Genomic DNA, 18,642 nt, shown 5'->3' with positions numbered 1-18,642 from the left:
AAAAACAACTGCTTAAAATTGTGGAAAATATTACCCCTAGCGGCTGCATTTTTGCCGATTTCGCTTTGGGGAATTCCTAGTTTGGCGACAAGTTTGGCTGAGCCTCCCTTGCTATTGGCAGAAATTCAAGGTTGGGATATGACGGTGAGTATGGAACCGTTGCTGAACCGGAATTCGGAACCGGTGGCGCTGACGGTACAGTTGAAGATTCGCAAAAAACCTGTAACTTCTTATGCGAATGTTGTGTATCAGTTATTTGCTCAAAAAGAGAATAATTGGGTGCCGGTTTATACCAGCACTGGGGCAAGATTGATCGCTAATACGACGGGGGATATTAGTTTAGATCCAGAAATTATTCCTATCGCTCAACTTAGACAAGCGCTGGGTGGAAATGTGGATTTAAGCGGGGTGGATATTAAAGCTTTGGTACAAGTTCGGTATGATGGTGGAAATAATGTAAAAGACCAACAAATTCAACTGGAAACGTTAGAAAGCTTTGGCTCAATTGCTGGGCGAGGAAATAGCCAACAAACGCAAAATTTAAATTCTAATAGTAATGTTAGAGAAACAGCTTTACAAGCGGCTAACCAGACAGCCACGCCGATGCCTGAAGTTTTAAATTTACCAGGAAAGAATCAATTTAGTTTAGCAATTTTGCGAACGGGTGCCACAGGTTCGGATGTGATTGTGCGTCTTTCTTTGAAGGCAAAAAGGGGAGAGGGATATTTAAGGGAAAGATTTATGGGCGATTTTCGCTATAAACCGAATGCACGGGCAAATTTTATGAAAGGGTTATCGGCGGGAGATCGAATTGTGGTGCGCTTATATGATTTAGAAAATCGGCCAATTGGCTATAGTGAGTTTGAATTGCCGGCAGAAACAATTGCTGTAAATTTAGTTTTGCCTGAGAATACGGCAATTTCTGGAGTGGTAAGAACGTTGTATGGAATTGATGCAAATGGGGATGGAAAATTGGATGATAATCGCCGCCTTGGGGATTATTTTACTGAACTCACTGTGCCGCAAAATGGAGGGGAACGGGTGACATTTTTAAGCCGGTTGCCAAATATTAATATCAGTGGTTATCAGGTAGGAGAATTGCCGCCACCGAGTGCAAATAGTGTGTATCCACCGGCCTTTAGTAGTGGAGCTTTTTCGGTAATGAATCGAACAGTAGCGTTATATGGAACGGGGATAGCACCGGCTTTGCGAGCAGAACCGGGGAAAATTTATCAGATAGTGAATGTGCCAGAAAATAGCGCTTCAACCTATTACGATGTCAGCGAGTTTATGGCAAATTATCGAGAAAAGGGAGTGAGTGAGGGAATACAAGTAAGCTTCCCCGATGTGCCGGCAACTCATTGGGCAAAAAATTATATTTCCGAGTTGGCAGCGCGGGAAATTTTGCAGGGATTTATGGATGGAAATTTCCGGCCAAACGAGCCGGTGACGAGAGCAGAATTCGCGGCAATGATTCGGCGAGCATTTAATTTACCAAAAGTCAGAAAAGCGATGGTTTTTCAAGATGTGCCGGCCAATCATTGGGCATCGGCGGCAATTCGAGAAGCCTATGAAATGGGATTTTTTGAAGGTGAAACATTTAATCCCGAAAAGAAATTAGACCGGCTGGATGCGGTAGTTGTTTTAGCAAATGGCTTAAAATTTTCTCCAAAAAATTCAGCCGATACAGTATTAAAAGTGTATAGTGATAGCGCTTCAATTCCCGCCGAATCTCGCAATGCAGTGGCGGCGGCGACAGAAAGGAGAATGGTGGTTAATGCAGACAATGCGAATATTTTTAATCCTTCACAGATGGCGACAAGAGCGGATGTAGCTGCATTTCTTTATCAAGCCATGATGGAATAATTCAGCCTCCATTAAACTCCTCACACAACTGCAAAGATTATCCCATTCATCTGCGTTAATCTGCGTTAATCTGCGGTTTAAAAAAACCCTCCTCACGGGGCATCCAGCATCTTCCCTGCGCTCTGCAAAGAAAGAGTTAAAATCTTAAAAATCTGTTCTTATGGGGGGGAGAAACTTAAAAACCTCTTCTGTTTCCCCCCTTTTTTAGGCAGTAGTAGCGGCTATCCGAAACAAAGGAAAAAACCAAAAAATCACCCCGTGATTAACTGCATAATCTTTTCAAATTGGAAGTTATCAGCTAAATCAGCAAAAGTGTTTTTTAAATCAGATAATTCGGGAGTAACCTCCGCAAGTAATTCAAAAATGATATCATCACTACCTTGGCAGGAAGCGCGATAAACTTGTTCAATCCACTCTACCGGCATTTGGGATAAATAATGCTTGATATCCTCCGGCGTGATGGTTTTAGGTGGCGTGTGGCTGTCGGAATTTGGGGGCGGAGATTCTTCGTAAATATAAGAAACTTTGAGATGCTGGCTGATTTTTTCTAGTAAAACATCTTGTTGAAAAGGCTTGCGAATAAAGTCATCACAACCGGCTTCTAAAACCATTTTGCGGTCTTCTTCAAAAGCGCTTGCAGTGAGGGCAATAATCACCGTTTCTTTGCCTTTTGGATCGGCTTTAATTTGTTTTGTTGCTTGATAACCATCCATGATCGGCATCCGCATATCCATCCAAATTAAATGGGGTTGCCAATTTTGCCACAAAGCCACAGCTTCCTGACCATTTTCAGCTTGTTGGACTTGAAAACCCAGAGATTTAAACAACGTTAATAATAACCGGCGGCTTTCGGGTAAATCATCCACCACTAAGATACGATATTCGGGCTGATTTGGAGCCAAACCCATAACTTTACGCGGCGATATATCGGCTTTAATTTCACCCGCATTTGCTTTAGAAATAGGAATCTCAAAACTAAAACAGCTACCTTTTCCTACGGTACTGCTGACGCGGATATCTCCGCCTAAAAGCTGAACATATTTACGACTGATGGGTAAACCCAATCCCGTGCCTTGTTGTGATTTTCGGCCTACTTCCGTTTGTCCAAAAGCCTCAAAAAGAAGATTGATTTCTTCTGGGGCAATTCCGGGGCCGGTGTCTTCTATTTCAAAACTAAGCGGAAGCGAAGAATCAGAGAGATGAGAGGGGTTTGTTTTGACGCGCAATGTCACAGCACCTTTTTCGGTAAATTTAATGGCATTTCCCAAAATATTGAGTAAAACCTGCCGCAATTTGCTTTCATCAGTTCGGATATATTGGGGAACTTCTGGGTCAATTTCAACAATTAACTTTATTTGTTTGGATTGGGCTTTTAAATAAAGCATTTCTTCCTGAGTTTTTAGGAAGCGGAGCAAGTCAAAACCTGTGATATTGAGCGTGGTGCGACCGGCCTCAATTTTTGACATTTCTAAAATATCATTAATCAAATTTAGCAAATGTTCACCGGCCCGATTAATAATGCCCAAATTTTCCTGCTGTTGCCGGTTCAAAGATACATCTCGGCTCATCACTTGAGTAAAGCCTAAAATTGCATTGAGCGGCGTTCTTAACTCGTGGCTCATCGAAGCCAAAAATTCACTTTTAGCGCGATTTGCCGCATCCGCAGCAAACAGAGCTTGTTGCAAAGCTGCGGATTGTTTTTGAGTTTGGTCAAATAATTGTGCCTGCTGTAAAGCCACACCCAATTGAGCGCCAATTTGAACAACCATATTAATTTCTGGGCTTGCCCAATTGCGGGGCCCCGAATTTTGATAACTTGCCAGCAAGCCCCAAAGTTTACTGCCGCAGAAAATCGGAACAATAATATAAGCTCTGGCTTGGAATCGTTCTAAAAGCTGGATATAACACTCCTCAAAATCGGCATGATAAATATCAGAAACCGACCGGAAAGATTCAAGATGTTTATAGAATCTTTCCGGGCAGCTTTGGAAAGAATTATCTTGAATATCTGCTTCACTTTTCATACTTTTTATCGGGCAATTTGCGCCGTTTACAGCATTAGCCATTAAGAGAGAATCGCTGTACTGTTCTTGTTTTAATTGGCACCAGCCCTGGGCAACCGACTCAGCAACAAACTCCCCAGTCCAGTCAGAATTAAAACGATAAACCACAACGCGATCACAACTCAGCGCTTGTTGTAATTCTTGAGTGGTGGAGCTAAAAATCGTTTCAAAATCAAGCGTCTGCCGCATTCGTTCAATCACTCGCGCAACGGCGCGCTCCCGTTCTGCACTTTCTCGCAAGGCTTTTTCGGAACGTTTGCGCTCTGAGATATCGCGCACCATTGAGATAACTTCATCGTTCCCACAAGGAACAATGCGAGCTTCATAATCACAAACTTCTGAGCCTATTTCTAATTGATATTCTAAAACTTGAACCTTGCCGGTTGACAGCGTTTGTTCATAAGCGTTTAAAATCCGCTCACTTAATTTTGCTGGGAGCACTTGCTGAATATTACTTCCCAAAAAATTATCGGGAGAAAGGAGAGTTTTGATGTGTTTAGCCGGTTTGAAATCAACAAAAGTGCCATCGACTTTACTGCGAAACATCATATCAGGAATCGCATTTAATAAAGCGCGGTTGGTGGCTTCACTTTGGCTGAGGGCATCTTCGGCACGTTTGCGCTCGGTGATATCGACTGCATAACCAACGATTTCCTGGGGGTTATTAGTAGCCAAGGTGGAAACAAGCCGAAGTTGAACATATAACCAGCGATAGCCCCCGTCTTTGTGCAGAAAACGGTATTCGTGGGACTGAGAGTAATTTTCAAAAAGTTGAGGCAACTCGGCAACAATGCGTTTTCTATCTTGGGGGTGAATATGCTTTACCCAAAAATGAGGATCTGCCAAAAATTCCCCTGCTTCATATCCCAAAACCTCCGTAACATTTTCACTAATAAAAGTTGTGGTTTGTTCTGGGGAAGGCTGACAGCTAAAAATAATCCCCGGACTGGTGCCAAGCAAGTGCTGTAAGCGTTCTGTGGCAGAGCGAAAGGCAGCTTCGACTCGTTTACGGTCGGTAATTTCCATGACAACGGCACCCACTCCATAAAGTTGCTCACCTTCCCCTGGAATCGGAAAATAACTAATAATCCAGTCTCGGAAAGAACCGGGCAAAGAGGGGTTTTCTGTGGATAGTTCGAGGTTGATTAAAGGGGTGCCGGTGTCGAGAATTTTTCGACAGTTTGATTCAACTGTCAAGGCAAGTCTGGGGATGATTTCGGCTGGAGTTTTGCCGATATGATCAGTTATTGGCGCTCCGTGAAGTTGAGCAAGTAAATCATTAATTTTGACATAGCGTAATTGGCTATCAAAAAATGCTAAACCCACCGGTGCCGAGGAGAAAAAGGCATCGAGTTGTTGTTCGCGCAGAGTTAATTCTTTTTGTAAAGATTTGGCAATGGTAATGTCGCGTCCTTCGGGAATAAGCATCACAACTTGGCCGGTTTCTTCGTCAAAAATAGGTTTCAGAGAAAAGTCAATCGTGAGCGCACTTTCCCCGGCACCAGTGAGTTCGACTTCATAACGCACAAATTCCCCGAATGCAGCGCGATGAATAGCTTGTTGAACGGTGGCGCGTGCCGAGTCTGAAATTTTCCAAAAAGGCGTTTGCCAAAAAGGTAATCCCACGACTTCTTTTTCTGTAACCCCCGCAAAGTTCAACAAACTTTGGTTGGCTTCTAATAAAATGCCATCGGTTGTTAGCAAGCCGATAAATTGGAAGGTAGAGTTAAAAATGGCTCGGAAACGGCGTTCACTTTCTCGCAAGGCTTGTTCGGCTTTTTTGCGCTGAATTAAAGAACTTAATTGTGTGGCAACAGCGTTGACTAATTCCAGCAACCGGGGTGTTTCTTTAGTTTTTGCTCGTTTGAAAAATACCAAGACAGCAATAACGCTATCACTGGCAATAATTGGCACACCAAAGCAAGCTTTTAATCCTAATTGGGCGCTAATTTCTGATGCCAAATAAACGGTTATTTCGCTATTATTAATATCTTCTATCCATTCGGGTTTTTGAGAAAGCCAAACGCGACCAGGTAGCCCTTCGCCTGGTGCAAACGCCATGTTTTCATGGTGGCGCTGGAATTCTTGAAAGCTGGCTTCGTAGCGATACCAACCCGGACTGTATTCTAAAACGCTGTCATTGCTTGAGGGTATCCAGGCTTCCGCTACATCCCAACTAATTGTAATGCAAATTAAACGTAAAATAACAGCAAGAGCGCTGCTAATATCCTCACACCTGCTGATAGCTTGGGTGGTTTCAAGTAACAAGCGAATTTCATTTTCCGCTTGTTTACGTTCGCTAATATCTCTGAGGGAAACCAGATAGGCATTTTCGCTTCTCCAGACAATATCAACAACCTGCATTTCAACGGTGATAATTTCGCCAGTACGGTGAGGAATGTCTATAACAGTCGTTTTGTTTGGGTGAGTAGCAATTCCAAATAATTGACCCAGCATTTCCGAAACTTTACGACCTAATATTTTTTCACCGGCTGGGTTGATAAATTGGACAATTCCCAGATTATCAACCACAATTAAACCGTCTGCATTGGTGGTGACAAGGGTACTGAGGCGTTTTTGGCTTTCGATCAATTCTTCTTCAACTCGTTTGCGTTCAATTTCTGCACCGGCACGGGCTGCAAAAATTTTTAAAATAGATTCGGCTCCCCCATCATAAGTCATCGGTTTTGTATCCATCACTGCCAAAACACCGCTGACTTTTCCTTGAAAATCAAATAAGGGAACTCCCCAATAGCTCTCGGCATTAAATATGCCTAATTCTTCACTTTTTGGATACAAAGATTGCAGCGAATGAGAACAAAAATGAGGTTTTCCTTGTAAAACTTCATAGCAGGGGGTTGACGAAGAATCAGAAAGCATATTTGCGCCCCAGGTTTCTCCTTGCCAGAAAGAAAGGATATGGACTGTATTTTTATCAGCGTTTACCAGTTGGGCAATGAAGGCATATTTTACTTGCAAAACTTCTGCTAAATACCGCACGCAGGAACGCATAAAAGCATCGCCGGTGGTAGATGCTGTTCCTTCGACAATTAATTTTAGGGCTTCTTCTCTTTGTTTGCGTTCGGTGATATCACTATTTGTGCCGATGATCGAAATAATTTTTCCCTGCTCGTTTTTTAATGGCAGAGCATTTAACAGCAGATAAATCGCTTTTCCGTCTTTGGTAAGGTGGGTGGTTTCATAATGAAAAATTGATTCGCCCTGCAAGAGGCGTTCTAAAATATTTTCTTCTTTGGCGATTTGTTCTGAGGGCAAAAATTCTGTCATTAAATGCCCAATCATTTCTGCCGGTTCGTAGCCGTAAATTTGTTGAACTGCTGGGTTAATAAAAGTATATCGACCTTCAGAATCTACTGACCAAATAATATCCTGGGAAGATTCCACCAAGGCACGATATTTGCTTTCGCTTTGAATCAGGGCGTTTTCGGTAACAGCACGGATGTTAATTTCTTGCTGGAGTTGTAAGTTTTGCCGGTCAAGTTCCTCGCGCGCTTGTTGTTCTTTGTCTAGTAATTTTGCCTGAGCGATGGCGATTCCTAATTGGGCTGCAATGGCTTCTAAAAATTCAATTTCTTCCTCTGTCCATACTCGGTATTCGTCACATTGATGAAACGCTATTATTCCGTTAGCTTTTCCTTTATAGGAAGTGCGAACTGCTAACATAGATTTGATTCTAAATTGCCGAAAAATTGAAAGTTTTTTTTCTAACAAAGGGTCTTTATAAACATCATTTGAAGCTCTAGCTTTATCAAGCATTAATAACTTTTGTATGTGGGAGTCGCTGATAGGAAAATCAAAATTTGAGAGCGATTCATAGCCATTTACCACATATTCTGCCACCAGAGTAATTTTTGGAATTGGCTGCAAAATATAAGTGTGAATTAAACATCGACTTGCTCGAAAAGCTTGCCCCAGTTGAGTTGCCGCTATTTCAAAAATCTTCTTTGTTTCTAGTTCAGAGCGGATTTTTTCTGTGATATGGCGCAGCAGGTTACTGCGGTAAAATTGTTTTTGCAGTTGCAGTTCCACTTGTTTGCGATGGGTGATGTCCATTGCAGTTCCAAACAACTGAATCACCATTCCCTGACGGATGACTGGTTCTCCTTTTCCTTCTACATACCGAAGTTGACCGTCTGGACAACAAATGCGGAATTCTAGTTCGTATAAGTTGGGATTTTCCAGAGCGCGTTTAACAGTTTCTTGAAAAAATTTCTGGTCTTCTGGATGAATTAAATTAACCACTTCTGGGTAGCTTAGTTCCCGGTGATTTGCCTCTAGCCCAAAGATATGAAACAGTTCTTCTGACCAAGTAATTTTGCCTGTGTTTAGGTCATATTCCCAGCTTCCTATATGGGCAACTCTTTGGGCGGCTGCTAAGGAAGCTTTGCTTTTTTGCAACGAAAGCACTAAGCGATTTTTCTCTTGTTCTGCTCTGTGGCGTTCGGTGATGTCTTTAACGGAAGTTACAGCAAAAATTTGTCCGTCTTCTTGTTGAAACACACTGCGAGTAATGTCCACTATCAATTGCGTTCCCTCTTTGCGAGAAACACAATATTTGCCGGTTTGATTTTCAGTGCTTGTGCAAATAAAATTTTTATATTCTTGCAATATAAACGAAATTTCTGAGGTATCAGAATCGGGAAAATGAATCGTAAAAGGTTGACCAATTAATTCTTCTGCTGTAAATCCATACAATTCGCAATAGGCGGGGTTTACTTGCACAAAATAGCCGTTTTCATCGGTCAAGCAAATTCCCACCGGCGCGCAGTTTAAAATCGATTGATTGAGCTTTTCTCGGTTGCTTAATTCAATTTCAACGCGCCGGCGTTCTTGAATTTCCTGTTGCAGTCTGGCGTTTTGTTCACTGAGTTGTTTTTGCAAAAATTGCAAGCGTAATTGATTTTCAACACGGATAAGAACTTCATCAATGTGAAACGGTTTTGTAATATAATCTACACCCCCCGCTTCAAAGGCTTGAATTTGAGCGCTTATTTCTTGAAGGGCGCTAATAAAAATAACGGGAATGTTGCTGGTTTCTGGTTGCGATTTTAAAAATTGACACACTTCATAGCCGTTCATTTCCGGCATAAGAATATCCAGTAAAATGATGTCTGGCAACTTAGCTTTTACCGCATTAAGAGCTACGTTTCCTGAGATCGCTCTTTGCACGCTATATCCTTGATCAGTTAAAATTTTTGATAAAAACCGTAAATTGCTTGGACTGTCATCGACAATTAAAATATGGGCGGGATTGTTATTTGTCATTGCAGTATTTAAAAAAGCGGTGAATTTTGAAAAAAAATTGACTTTAAAAATTAGCCTCGCTAAACTTTGTTTTTATGCTTGCAGCTAAATGCTCTTGCTCAAAACATCCAGACTAGCCAATAAAAACTTTTATTCGTTTAGCCGGCCTCTACCTTCAAGGGGTTAACTCAAGTTTAAAGCATGGCTGTAAATTTTTGTGGCCTTAATCACTTAGGTTGGTGGTTTGTAGTTTCATTTACAGTTCGCTTGCTTGTTTGTCATTAAAGGTTTTATAAAGAAATAATAAGCCGAAATATTTCCATCAGAGCAGAACTTATTTCTTTATAACTTTTTTGCCAAAAATGCCCAGTGATAATTTTGTTGGAAGCTGTGAAGAAGAAAGCCCCATCACTAGAATAGGCCGCTGCTGGCCTGCTCACTGATGTGGATATTCTCAAAAGTTGCTGACAAAACCCTGAAATAAAATCGGCTTATTTTTTAAATAGATTGTAATTCATTTATTACCCTCCTAGCTTTTTAACAAATTGTAAAAAAGCCTAGAGCCAAGACGGCGAGAGCGGCACACTGAAGATGTGGGTCAAGCCCCTCTCCCGATAATCGGTTGAGGTTACGGTAGAGTGTAGCCTAGATGTTTTTGTCAGAAATCGCCTCAAAGTCCTTAGACCGACATTATTTTAAGAGTGCGGTGATTTTTACTACCCCAATTAGAGGAAAGATACCGTTTATGGAATACAAAATGACTCAACGCCTGAACAAAAAACAGGATAATCACTTTGTGAGGGTGGAAACCGGCATTTTGGCCGGCCAAAATTGTCACCTCCAAGAAAACCAATCAATGGAGGTATCGGTTGTCATGGGAACCGTCGAGTCGCTCAGCCCCCAACCGTCTGTTTTCCCTCCCCACCAAAACACACCTGAATTAATTTGGCAGCAGCAAACCACCACAGGCAATCGTCGCGTTTTTCACTATCTCAAAGATGATGGTTGCGGTCGATTAAGCTTTTTCCGCGCTTCCAGTGCACCTCAAGAAAATGTCGAACCGGCCCCACCGGCCAGCCCTCCCACCGTCTTAGCACCAGTCACCGAAAACGAGGAAGTTCAAATTTCTCCCCGCGCTGCCATCAGTGCCGGTGTGGCTGTTAATTTCCTCGCTCTCACCATCGGCGGCTATCTAATGTACGCCTCTCCTCAATCGCCCATAAGTGAGACAGCACAATTATCTGGGCCTCAATTGCACGCCCAAGCAGACAACAAATTACAACCTTCTTACGAACAAGCACAGACTCTCAACCACCAAAGCGCCACCAATACAGTTACCAAAGCTGATCCAACCGCACAACAAAAACTTTCGCGTGAAGTCCAAGCCCATAAACTCTTGCAAACTGCCTACAACAAAGCATCAGCAAAAGATTTTGACGCGGCCATCGGCTCGCTGAAACAAATTCCTAAAGATACCATTGCCTATACAAAAGTACCCGCTAAAGTCGCTGAGTATAGTCAAAAACAGCGCCAATTAATTGCCGCTGGTAACACATTTCCTCAAGTCGCTCTCCACGCATCGGCGTCTGCAACTCTCAATCCAGGCGACATTCCTCAAGAAATTTCCACTCAGCCACTTGTATTTTCTCTCCCGAAAACGCAATTGGGAGGCTGAAAGTAATTGATAGTTCTGTCTTACTGGCTGAGAAAAAACTCAAGCTCTTAAACACTTTGTTAGCGCTGGGAAAGGCCAAAAGCCTCCCCACCGGCAACCACAATCGGCAGAACAGGGGTGCATTCACTTTGCACCCCTCATTGTTTTACCTGTTTTTTTGGGGAGTGGTAAATCCCAATCCCTCATCCCCCGAAAAACTCAACCCTAATTAGCGATTTATTAAGAGCGGCTGTGGAAAGTTGTTCTATGACAAAATTAATGTTAAAGCCTTTGTTAGGCACGTTATTAGACGGGCGTTATAAAGTAATCAGCGTCTTGGAACCTCCCTCAGTTCCGACTACTTATTTAGCGCTCGATACAGCCGAAACCGGCCATCCTAAATGTATTGTTAAAGAAATCCCAATTCCTGAAACTTACCTCAACAATTGGTCAGAAGCAGGTGAAGTTCTGGCACAGTTTGGCGAAACCCTCAGACTCCTTGGCCTCCACCAACAAATACCCACTTTATTAGCAAGTTTTTATCAAGGAAAAAGCTTCTATTGGGTGGAAGAATTTACCGAAGGTCAACCCTTATCTGCTGAACTCATAACCGGCCAACCTTGGAGCCAAAACGACGTAACGGCAATGCTCCAAGACCTCATGGGAGTCTTGCAATATGCTCACAGTTTGGGAGTGCTTCATGGCGATCTTAAACCCGAAAAAATTATCCGCCGGCTTTCTGATGGCAAGTTAATTGTCACAGGCTTTGCCCTTAGTAAAGATGTTTGGCTGCCACCGTTTAGCCATTTTCTCTTAGAAGAAAATTCAGCTTGGACACCCGAAGAAAATAATTTAGCATCCACTTCTGCCTTACAACCGATTGACAAAAATCCTTATTTACCTTTTAGTTTTGACTCGCTTTATCAACCTTCTGCCAAAACAGATATTTATGCTTTGGCTTTGATTGGAATGCGGGCCCAAACCGGCATAAGCGAGGAAGAATTAAAATTTTATTTTGATAACCAAGTCTTGGAAAATCTCTGGTCATTTTTTACTCGTCAAGAGCAACAAAATCAACCAGCCGATTTGCCTTCAGAAGTGCTGTTAGATGTTGAAGATTTGACGCGGGATTTATGGTTAAGTAATGAATCTCTGCCCGTCAGTAGCTCCGTAGAAGAAAAGGCAGATCAACTTCTCCCCCCCAGTAGCCCCGTAGAAGCGAAGGCCGAGCACTCGCCCTTAGATCGCAGCAAGAGCGTTAAGTCAGACAGCCCCCAAAAAGCTAAAACTCGCTCTTCTGGTGGCTGCTTGCTCGTGACAGCGGGACTTGTGGCTGGGATGGGGGCAAATGCGGTGGCCCTGGCCTTTGGGATGTATAATTTGTTGCTGGCGGCGCCGGTTGATCCTGGTTTAGATACGTTTGCAAAAGCAACGCAAGAGTATAAGGCCGGCGATCTCAAAGGAGCAATTAAATTAGCCACAGAAGTTCCTCGCTACAGTGCGGCTTATTATCAAGCCAAAGATGCCTCGATTGAGTGGGAAAAAACTTTGAATTTGGCAAACCAACAAGTTGCCAAAGTAAAAAAAGCTAGTTCAGAAAAACGCTGGCGAGATGTATTGGCAGAAGCAGATAAGTTGCCGGCGCTTCCCACTTGGCACAAAAAAGTTGAGCCAATGGTTAAACAAGCCACAACTGCCCTCGCCCCAGAAATTAACAAGTTAATTAAGGTTTCAAGTGAAAAAGCTAAGGCTAAAGATTTTACAGGGGCAATAAAGGCACTTTCTCAAATTCCTAAAGGGCTGCCAAATTATGCCAAAATTAAAGTCAAAATTGATGAATATAGTCAAAAGCAGCAAATTAAAAATGAGGTGATTGGACAGCGTTTGCTTCAACAAGCTTATAAGCGAGCGCAGGTCAAAGATTATAACGGGGCGATTAAAACGCTTAAACAAGTTCCCAAGGATACGAAGGCTTACACGACTGCTCAAGCTAAGCGGGTTGATTTTGCGAAAAGATTGCGCGGTAAAGGCAAAAGTCGCTCTGGTGTGCCGGTGGCTCCTGCGGCTCAACGGTCGGGATCTCCCAGGGCTGCTTTGCCGCCTTTAGGCGATATGGCCCTTGGTTTGAATCCGGGCGATTTTATGCAAGAAATTAATCCGGGTGCGGTTTTCCTGACCACTTGAAGTTAATCTTGTATAACGACAAAGCCGGTCTGAAATTCATATTTATTTTAAATAAATCTTGCATGATTTGATTCCGGCTTCTGGGGTGGAGTGTGTTGTGAGAGTTTACAAAAGGTAGGGGCACCAGCAACGGTGTCCCTACTTTTTTATAAGCTGGTAATTGGGAAAACTATTAGAATAGTGGAGACAAAAAATATTACTTCTACCCCGCAATGAAATTACCTAATAGGATTGAAACGCCTTCCTTTATCCAAAAAATACAGTGGGTAGGTGATCCGCTGGCTTATATGAATAACGCTGCCTCGCGTTATCCCGACATTTTTACAACTCAAGTTAGCAATGTCAGCCCTTTCGTATTTATTAATCATCCGCAGGGTATTCAAGAGTTATTTACAGCCGATCCAAAGCAATTTGATACCGGTCGCGGTAATGAAATTTTGCGGCCTTTGGTGGGGGATAAGTCCCTCTTTTTAATGGATGGAGAAAAACACCGGCGCGAACGTCAGCTTTTAATGCCGCCGTTTCACGGAGAAAGAATGCGCCATTACAGTCAGGTGATTTGTGATGTTACCAATCAAGCAACAGGCCGGTGGAAAATAGGCGAATCTTTTTCGGTTCGGGATGTAATGCAAGAAGTGACGATGGGCGTAATTTTACACGCAGTTTTCGGTTTAAATGAAGGGGAACGTTACTATAAAATTCAGAAACTTTTAGGAGAAATTCTCGATTTGCTGGGGTCGCCTTTGCGTTCGAGTTTGTTGTTTTTTGACTTTTTACAAAAAGATTTGGGCTCCTGGAGTCCTTGGGGTCATTGGTTGCGAAAACGGCGCGAGTTAGATGAATTCCTAGAGGCCGAGATTGAGGAACGCCGCCAAAATTTAGATAGCCAGCGCAATGATGTTTTAACGCTGTTGTTGCAGGCGCGTGATGAGGCTGGAGAAGGCATGAACAATGAAGAATTATGCGATGAATTGATGACGCTTTTGGCGGCGGGTCACGAAACAACAGCAACGGCACTTTCTTGGGCTCTTTATTGGATACACCGGCACCCCGAAGTCGAAGAAAAGTTACGCCAAGAAATAGACGCTTTGGGGGAAAATCCAGACCCAACGGCTATTTTTAAATTACCATATTTGAGCGCGGTTTGTTCGGAGACTCTGCGTATTTATCCTGTGGCAATGTTAACATTTCCTCGCATTGTTAAATCACCCTTTAAGTTGATGGGGTATGAGTTTGACCCTGGAACCGTTTTGTTTGGTTGTATTTATTTAGTTCACCACCGACCAGAGCTTTATCCTGAACCACATTTATTTAAACCAGAGCGATTTTTGGAAAGGCAATTTTCTCCCTATGAGTTTTTGCCGTTTGGAGGCGGAAACCGGCGTTGTTTAGGGTTAGCTTTGGCACAGTTTGAAATGAAGTTAATTTTGGCAACGATTGTATCGCGTTGGCAGTTAGGTTTGGCGAATAATCAGCCGGTGCGTCCGGTACGTCGCGGTGTGACGCTTGCGCCGGCCGGTGGTGTGGAAATGGTGGTGAAAAATGAACGCCGGCGTCCCTTAGCAGAATTGCAACTGGCGGGGAGTTTGTAACCGTTAGCTTTATTTCCAAGGGAGCGCTCCCTACGTTTTAACTGAGTAAGAAAGGGTTTCTCTAACTTTTGTATTGCCGGCTCTACCACAATCTCTATCGGGTGGTAGAGCCTGGTAAATTGTAAAGTTTTGTAAGATTAACGCAATTCGTAATCTAGGAGTTTTGTGAATGGAAACCTACGACGTAGTAATTATCGGTGCCGGTCACAACGGGTTAACCTGTGCCGCTTACTTACTGAAAGCAGGATACAGCGTTTTGCTATTAGAAAAACGTTCGATTCCCGGTGGTGCAGCCACAACCGAGGAAGCTATGCCAGAGGAAGCGCCTGGGTTTAAATTTAACCTTTGCGCTATCGACCATGAATTTATTCACTTGGGGCCGGTTGTCGAAGAATTAGAGTTAAAAAAATACGGCTTAAAATATCTTTATTGTGACCCCGTTGTGTTTTGTCCTCATCCCGACGGCAAGTATTTTTTAGCCCACCGTTCCCTGGAAAAAACTTGTGCTGAAATTGCTCGCTACAACGAACGTGATGCCAAAAAATATAAAGAATTTACTGATTTTTGGCAGCGAGTAATTGGAGCAATGATTCCAATATTTAATGCCCCACCGAAATCTGTAATTGATATGGCCGGCAACTATGATGCGGCCAAACTGCAAGATTTACTTTCTGTAATTGGCGGGCCAGATAAAACCCTAGATTTTGTTCGCACGATGTTTACAAGTCCCCGCGATATTTTAGAAGAGTGGTTTGATGAAGAATTCCTCAAAGCACCTCTGGCAAGACTTGCCTCAGAATTAGGTGCACCGCCTTCACAAAAAACGATTTCTGTGGGGGCAATTATGATGGCAATGCGTCATAATCCGGGCATGGCAAGACCGCGTGGCGGAACGGGTGCTTTAACCGCTGCTTTGGTTAATTTGGTGCAAGCTGAAGGCGGAAAAATTCTCACCGATCAAGCAGTAGAAAAGATTTTAGTTGATGACGGGCGTGCGGTTGGTGTTCGGGTAAAAGGTGGGCAAGAATATCGTGCGAAAAAAGGCGTGATTTCTAATATTGATGCCCAGCGCGTGTTTTTACATTTGGTTGATGAAGATGCCGTTCATGCTGCGGATTCCAATTTACGCGAACGGGTAGAACGCCGTATTGTCAATAATAATGAGAGCATTATGAAGATTGATTTGGCGCTCTCAGAACCGCTGCATTTTGACCATCATAATCACCAAGATGAGTTTTTAATTGGCTCATTTTTGATTGCCGATTCTGTGAATCAAGTTGAAGTCGCCCACAGCGATCCAACAGTCGGTAAAATTCCTGATGATCCGTCGCTTTATGTCGTGATGCCAACCATGCTTGATCCGACGATGGCACCGGAAGGAAAGCATACTTTGTGGGTGGAATTTTTTGCACCGTATCAAATTGCAGGGGCGGATGGTACGGGAATGAAAGGCACCGGCTGGACTGATGAATTAAAGAATAAAGTGGCGGATCGTTGCGTTGATAAAATTGCCGATTATGCGCCTAATATCAAGAATTCCATCATTGCTCGTCGTGTGGAAAGTCCGCCGGAATTGTCGGAACGCACCGGCTTTTTGCGGGGCAATCACTATCACATTGATATGACTTTGGATCAGATGGTGTTTTTCCGTCCTCTGCCGGAGTTGGCTAATTATAAAACTCCCATTGAAGGGTTGTATTTAACCGGCGCCGGTACGCATCCGGGCGGCTCAATTTCTGGAATGCCAGGACGCAATTGTGCGCGAGTTTTCTTACAAACTCAGCACCCAATTACGCAAACTTTAACTGATGCAGCCAATTCTCTGAAGGCTACGGCTAAATCTGTGTTCCGAATTTCTTAATTATTGCTGAGGGGTGTGAAAATGCACCCCTCGTTTTTAGTTAAAAACTTTTTTTTGCTGGAATAAGTATTCTGTAAAGTCTTAAAAAAGCACAGGTATTCATAGCAGATATAGAGGGAAAAAATCAGCTTTAAAGCCAGTATAAAAAATGAGGGCAGATATAACCATCAAGGCAGTTAAGGTTATCTGAGTTAGCCGAAAATTTTAAGGATTAAAAGAAAAGCCAGTTATTATCTATATCTCTCGAAAGTGCGCCAATAGCTGATGGATAAACTCTTGTTTATGAGTTTTACTAAGCACTATTACTTATGCCGTTTTTGGCTTGAGGCCAAATAAGAAAAATCTTATTTTCAAATATTTTTAAATAATTCTGCCTTTCTATAGATGCAAAATTGATCCCTAATATGTTTTTCTGGGTTTATAGTTACCCCTGTTAGAAAAATGAGTGAAAAAGTTTTAATTATTGGCGGGAGAGGCAGAATAGGGAGCAGCGTTGCCAAAGACCTCGCCAACTTTACCGATGCAAAAATCACTATTACTGGACGCGATCCCGCTGCCGCAAATAACCCCATGCCGGCCCCCGGTGTGCAGTATTTGGCCTTGAATTTAACCGACCATGAAGCCGTAAGAAATGCTATTAAGGGCTGTAAAGTGGTGGTACATTGCGCCGGCCCGTTTCAATACCGCGATGCAAACGTGCTCAAAACTTGTATAGATGAAGGCGTTAATTATGTTGATGTCAGCGACAGTCGCGGGTTTACAAGTCGGGCATTAGAACTCAAAGAGACTGCAAAAAAGGCGGACATTACTGCTGTTATCAATACAGGGATTTTTCCTGGTATTTCTAACAGTATGGTGCGGCAAGGTGTGGAAAAATTAGACGAAGCAGAACGCATCCATTTAAGTTATGTAGTCGGGAGTTCTGGGGGGGCCGGTTTAACGGTGATGCGAACCACATTTTTAGGTTTACAAAATCCCTTTGATGTGTTAGAAAATGGCAACTGGAAACAAGTTAAACCCTACACAGGCCGGGAAACCATAGAGTTTCCAGCACCCTACGGCAAAACCGGCGTTTATTGGTTTGATATGCCAGAAGCCTTTACCTTACCTGACACATTCCCCCAAGCAAAAACGGTAATTACAAAATTTGGCACGGCGCCGGATCTTTATAATCATCTCACTTGGTTTGTAGCCAATTTGTGGCCGCAAAGTTGGGTAAAAAATTCAGCAGTGGTGGAGTTTTTATCTCATGTTTCTTACAACATGACAAAAGTCACCGATACAATGGTTGGTACCGGCGTCGCTGTGCGTTCAGAAGTTAACGGAATTAAAGATGGAAAACCGACGACTTTTTGCTCAACAGTGGTGCATAACAGTGCAGCCGTAGCCACCGGCATTGGCACTGGTGCGATTGCAGAATTAATCTTAAAAGGAAAACTCCAAAAACCCGGAGTTTGGCCCCAAGAACAAGCCTTAGCGACCGATTTATTTGAACACCTGATGGCATCTCGTCAAATGCCGGTGCAAGAACAGTGGCTCTAACAAAATACAGCACATTAAACATAACAAAATAGCCACTATTACCCCCCCTCCTTTTGTGCGGCGAGGGGGGAAAGGCGCTATGCTTGAAAGCTGTAACAATTTGTAATTAAACATCTTCCTTTTAATCTACCCGCAGATAGACAACTTTGTAGAGCTTGGCAGTTAGGATAAGAATTATTAAAGCAAAACAAAGGAGTCAAATTCAATGCAAACAAGTGTTTTAGCAATCGCAGAAACCCTACGCAAAAGCGTTTTAGTTGTGTGCTTGTTGAGTTTAATTAGTTTATCGGGTTTGTTTGTGTTTGAAATGCCGGCCCACGCCGCATCATTATTTAATCAAAAGCCGGCCCAAGAAAAAGTCAATCCTGCTGAAGCAGCACGTCGCGCCGATGCTTACGAAGAAGCCGTGAAAGAAGCACAAAGCCTGGAAAGCATCGAAAAAACTTACGAAGAGAATTTAAAAGAATACAAAGAAGAAAACCCCGATCCCGGTTTAATTGAACAAGCCGAAGAATTAGTAGAAAAAGTCACCGGCAAAGAGTAAAAATATCACGACGTTAGGTTAAAATACCGAGCCAAATATCACCGCCCAGCCCCTACATAAAAACCCGGTTT

The 18,642-nt window shown here is 43.0% G+C and carries 8 protein-coding genes; 7 read left to right on the top strand and 1 reads right to left on the bottom strand.

All coding sequences use genetic code 11. The features are described 5' to 3' along the window. Nucleotides 1-18 precede the first annotated feature (18 nt). Nucleotides 19-1,866 (top strand): S-layer homology domain-containing protein, encoded by a 1,848-nt coding sequence (locus tag NG798_RS22160; RefSeq protein ID WP_261225886.1) that lies wholly within the window; start codon nt 19-21, stop codon nt 1,864-1,866. 251 nt (nt 1,867-2,117) lie between these two features. Here the strand turns inward: NG798_RS22160 and NG798_RS22155 are convergent, their stop codons facing one another. Further along, on the bottom strand, nt 2,118-9,215 hold the full coding sequence (locus tag NG798_RS22155) for a PAS domain S-box protein (protein WP_261225885.1): 7,098 nt from the start codon (nt 9,213-9,215) through the stop codon (nt 2,118-2,120). 724 nt (nt 9,216-9,939) lie between these two features. On the opposite strand from NG798_RS22155, the gene NG798_RS22150 reads away from it, so the two are divergent. From NG798_RS22150 to NG798_RS22125, 6 genes are all read left to right on the top strand, one after another. Continuing rightward, entirely contained in the window at nt 9,940-10,869 is a 930-nt protein-coding gene (locus NG798_RS22150; RefSeq protein WP_261225884.1) for a hypothetical protein, read from the top strand. A gap of 246 nt (nt 10,870-11,115) precedes the next feature. Continuing rightward, nucleotides 11,116-13,032 (top strand): serine/threonine-protein kinase, encoded by a 1,917-nt coding sequence (locus tag NG798_RS22145; protein ID WP_261225883.1) that lies wholly within the window; start codon nt 11,116-11,118, stop codon nt 13,030-13,032. 212 nt (nt 13,033-13,244) lie between these two features. Continuing rightward, nucleotides 13,245-14,624 (top strand): cytochrome P450, encoded by a 1,380-nt coding sequence (locus tag NG798_RS22140; RefSeq protein ID WP_261225882.1) that lies wholly within the window; start codon nt 13,245-13,247, stop codon nt 14,622-14,624. Between the two features lie 169 nt (nt 14,625-14,793). After that, the gene (gene crtO, locus NG798_RS22135) at nt 14,794-16,485 is read left to right on the top strand and encodes a beta-carotene ketolase CrtO (RefSeq protein ID WP_261225881.1); all 1,692 of its coding nucleotides are present in this window, start codon (nt 14,794-14,796) and stop codon (nt 16,483-16,485) included. Nucleotides 16,486-16,926: 441 nt separating this feature from the next. After that, nucleotides 16,927-18,027 carry a saccharopine dehydrogenase family protein gene (locus tag NG798_RS22130; protein WP_261225880.1) on the top strand — a complete coding sequence of 367 codons (1,101 nt, stop codon included), beginning with the start codon at nt 16,927-16,929 and terminating at the stop codon, nt 18,025-18,027. A gap of 205 nt (nt 18,028-18,232) precedes the next feature. Continuing rightward, entirely contained in the window at nt 18,233-18,571 is a 339-nt protein-coding gene (locus tag NG798_RS22125; protein WP_261225879.1) for a hypothetical protein, read from the top strand. Nucleotides 18,572-18,642: the final 71 nt, after the last annotated feature.

The organism is Ancylothrix sp. D3o, from assembly GCF_025370775.1.
Lineage (GTDB): Bacteria > Cyanobacteriota > Cyanobacteriia > Cyanobacteriales > Oscillatoriaceae > Ancylothrix.
The sequence above is the reverse complement of the archived record's forward strand: the minus strand, read 5'-3'. Positions and strand labels throughout refer to the sequence as shown.

What these genes read in the sequence shown, in the direction of transcription:
- NG798_RS22145 (WP_261225883.1), top strand. Translation starts at nt 11,116, where the DNA reads ATGACAAAATTAATGTTAAAGCCTTTGTTAGGCACGTTATTAGACGGG.
- NG798_RS22125 (WP_261225879.1), top strand. Translation starts at nt 18,233, where the DNA reads ATGCAAACAAGTGTTTTAGCAATCGCAGAAACCCTACGCAAAAGCGTT.
- NG798_RS22150 (WP_261225884.1), top strand. Translation starts at nt 9,940, where the DNA reads ATGGAATACAAAATGACTCAACGCCTGAACAAAAAACAGGATAATCAC.
- crtO (WP_261225881.1), top strand. Translation starts at nt 14,794, where the DNA reads ATGGAAACCTACGACGTAGTAATTATCGGTGCCGGTCACAACGGGTTA.
- NG798_RS22140 (WP_261225882.1), top strand. Translation starts at nt 13,245, where the DNA reads ATGAAATTACCTAATAGGATTGAAACGCCTTCCTTTATCCAAAAAATA.
- NG798_RS22155 (WP_261225885.1), bottom strand. Translation starts at nt 9,215, where the DNA reads ATGACAAATAACAATCCCGCCCATATTTTAATTGTCGATGACAGTCCA.
- NG798_RS22130 (WP_261225880.1), top strand. Translation starts at nt 16,927, where the DNA reads ATGAGTGAAAAAGTTTTAATTATTGGCGGGAGAGGCAGAATAGGGAGC.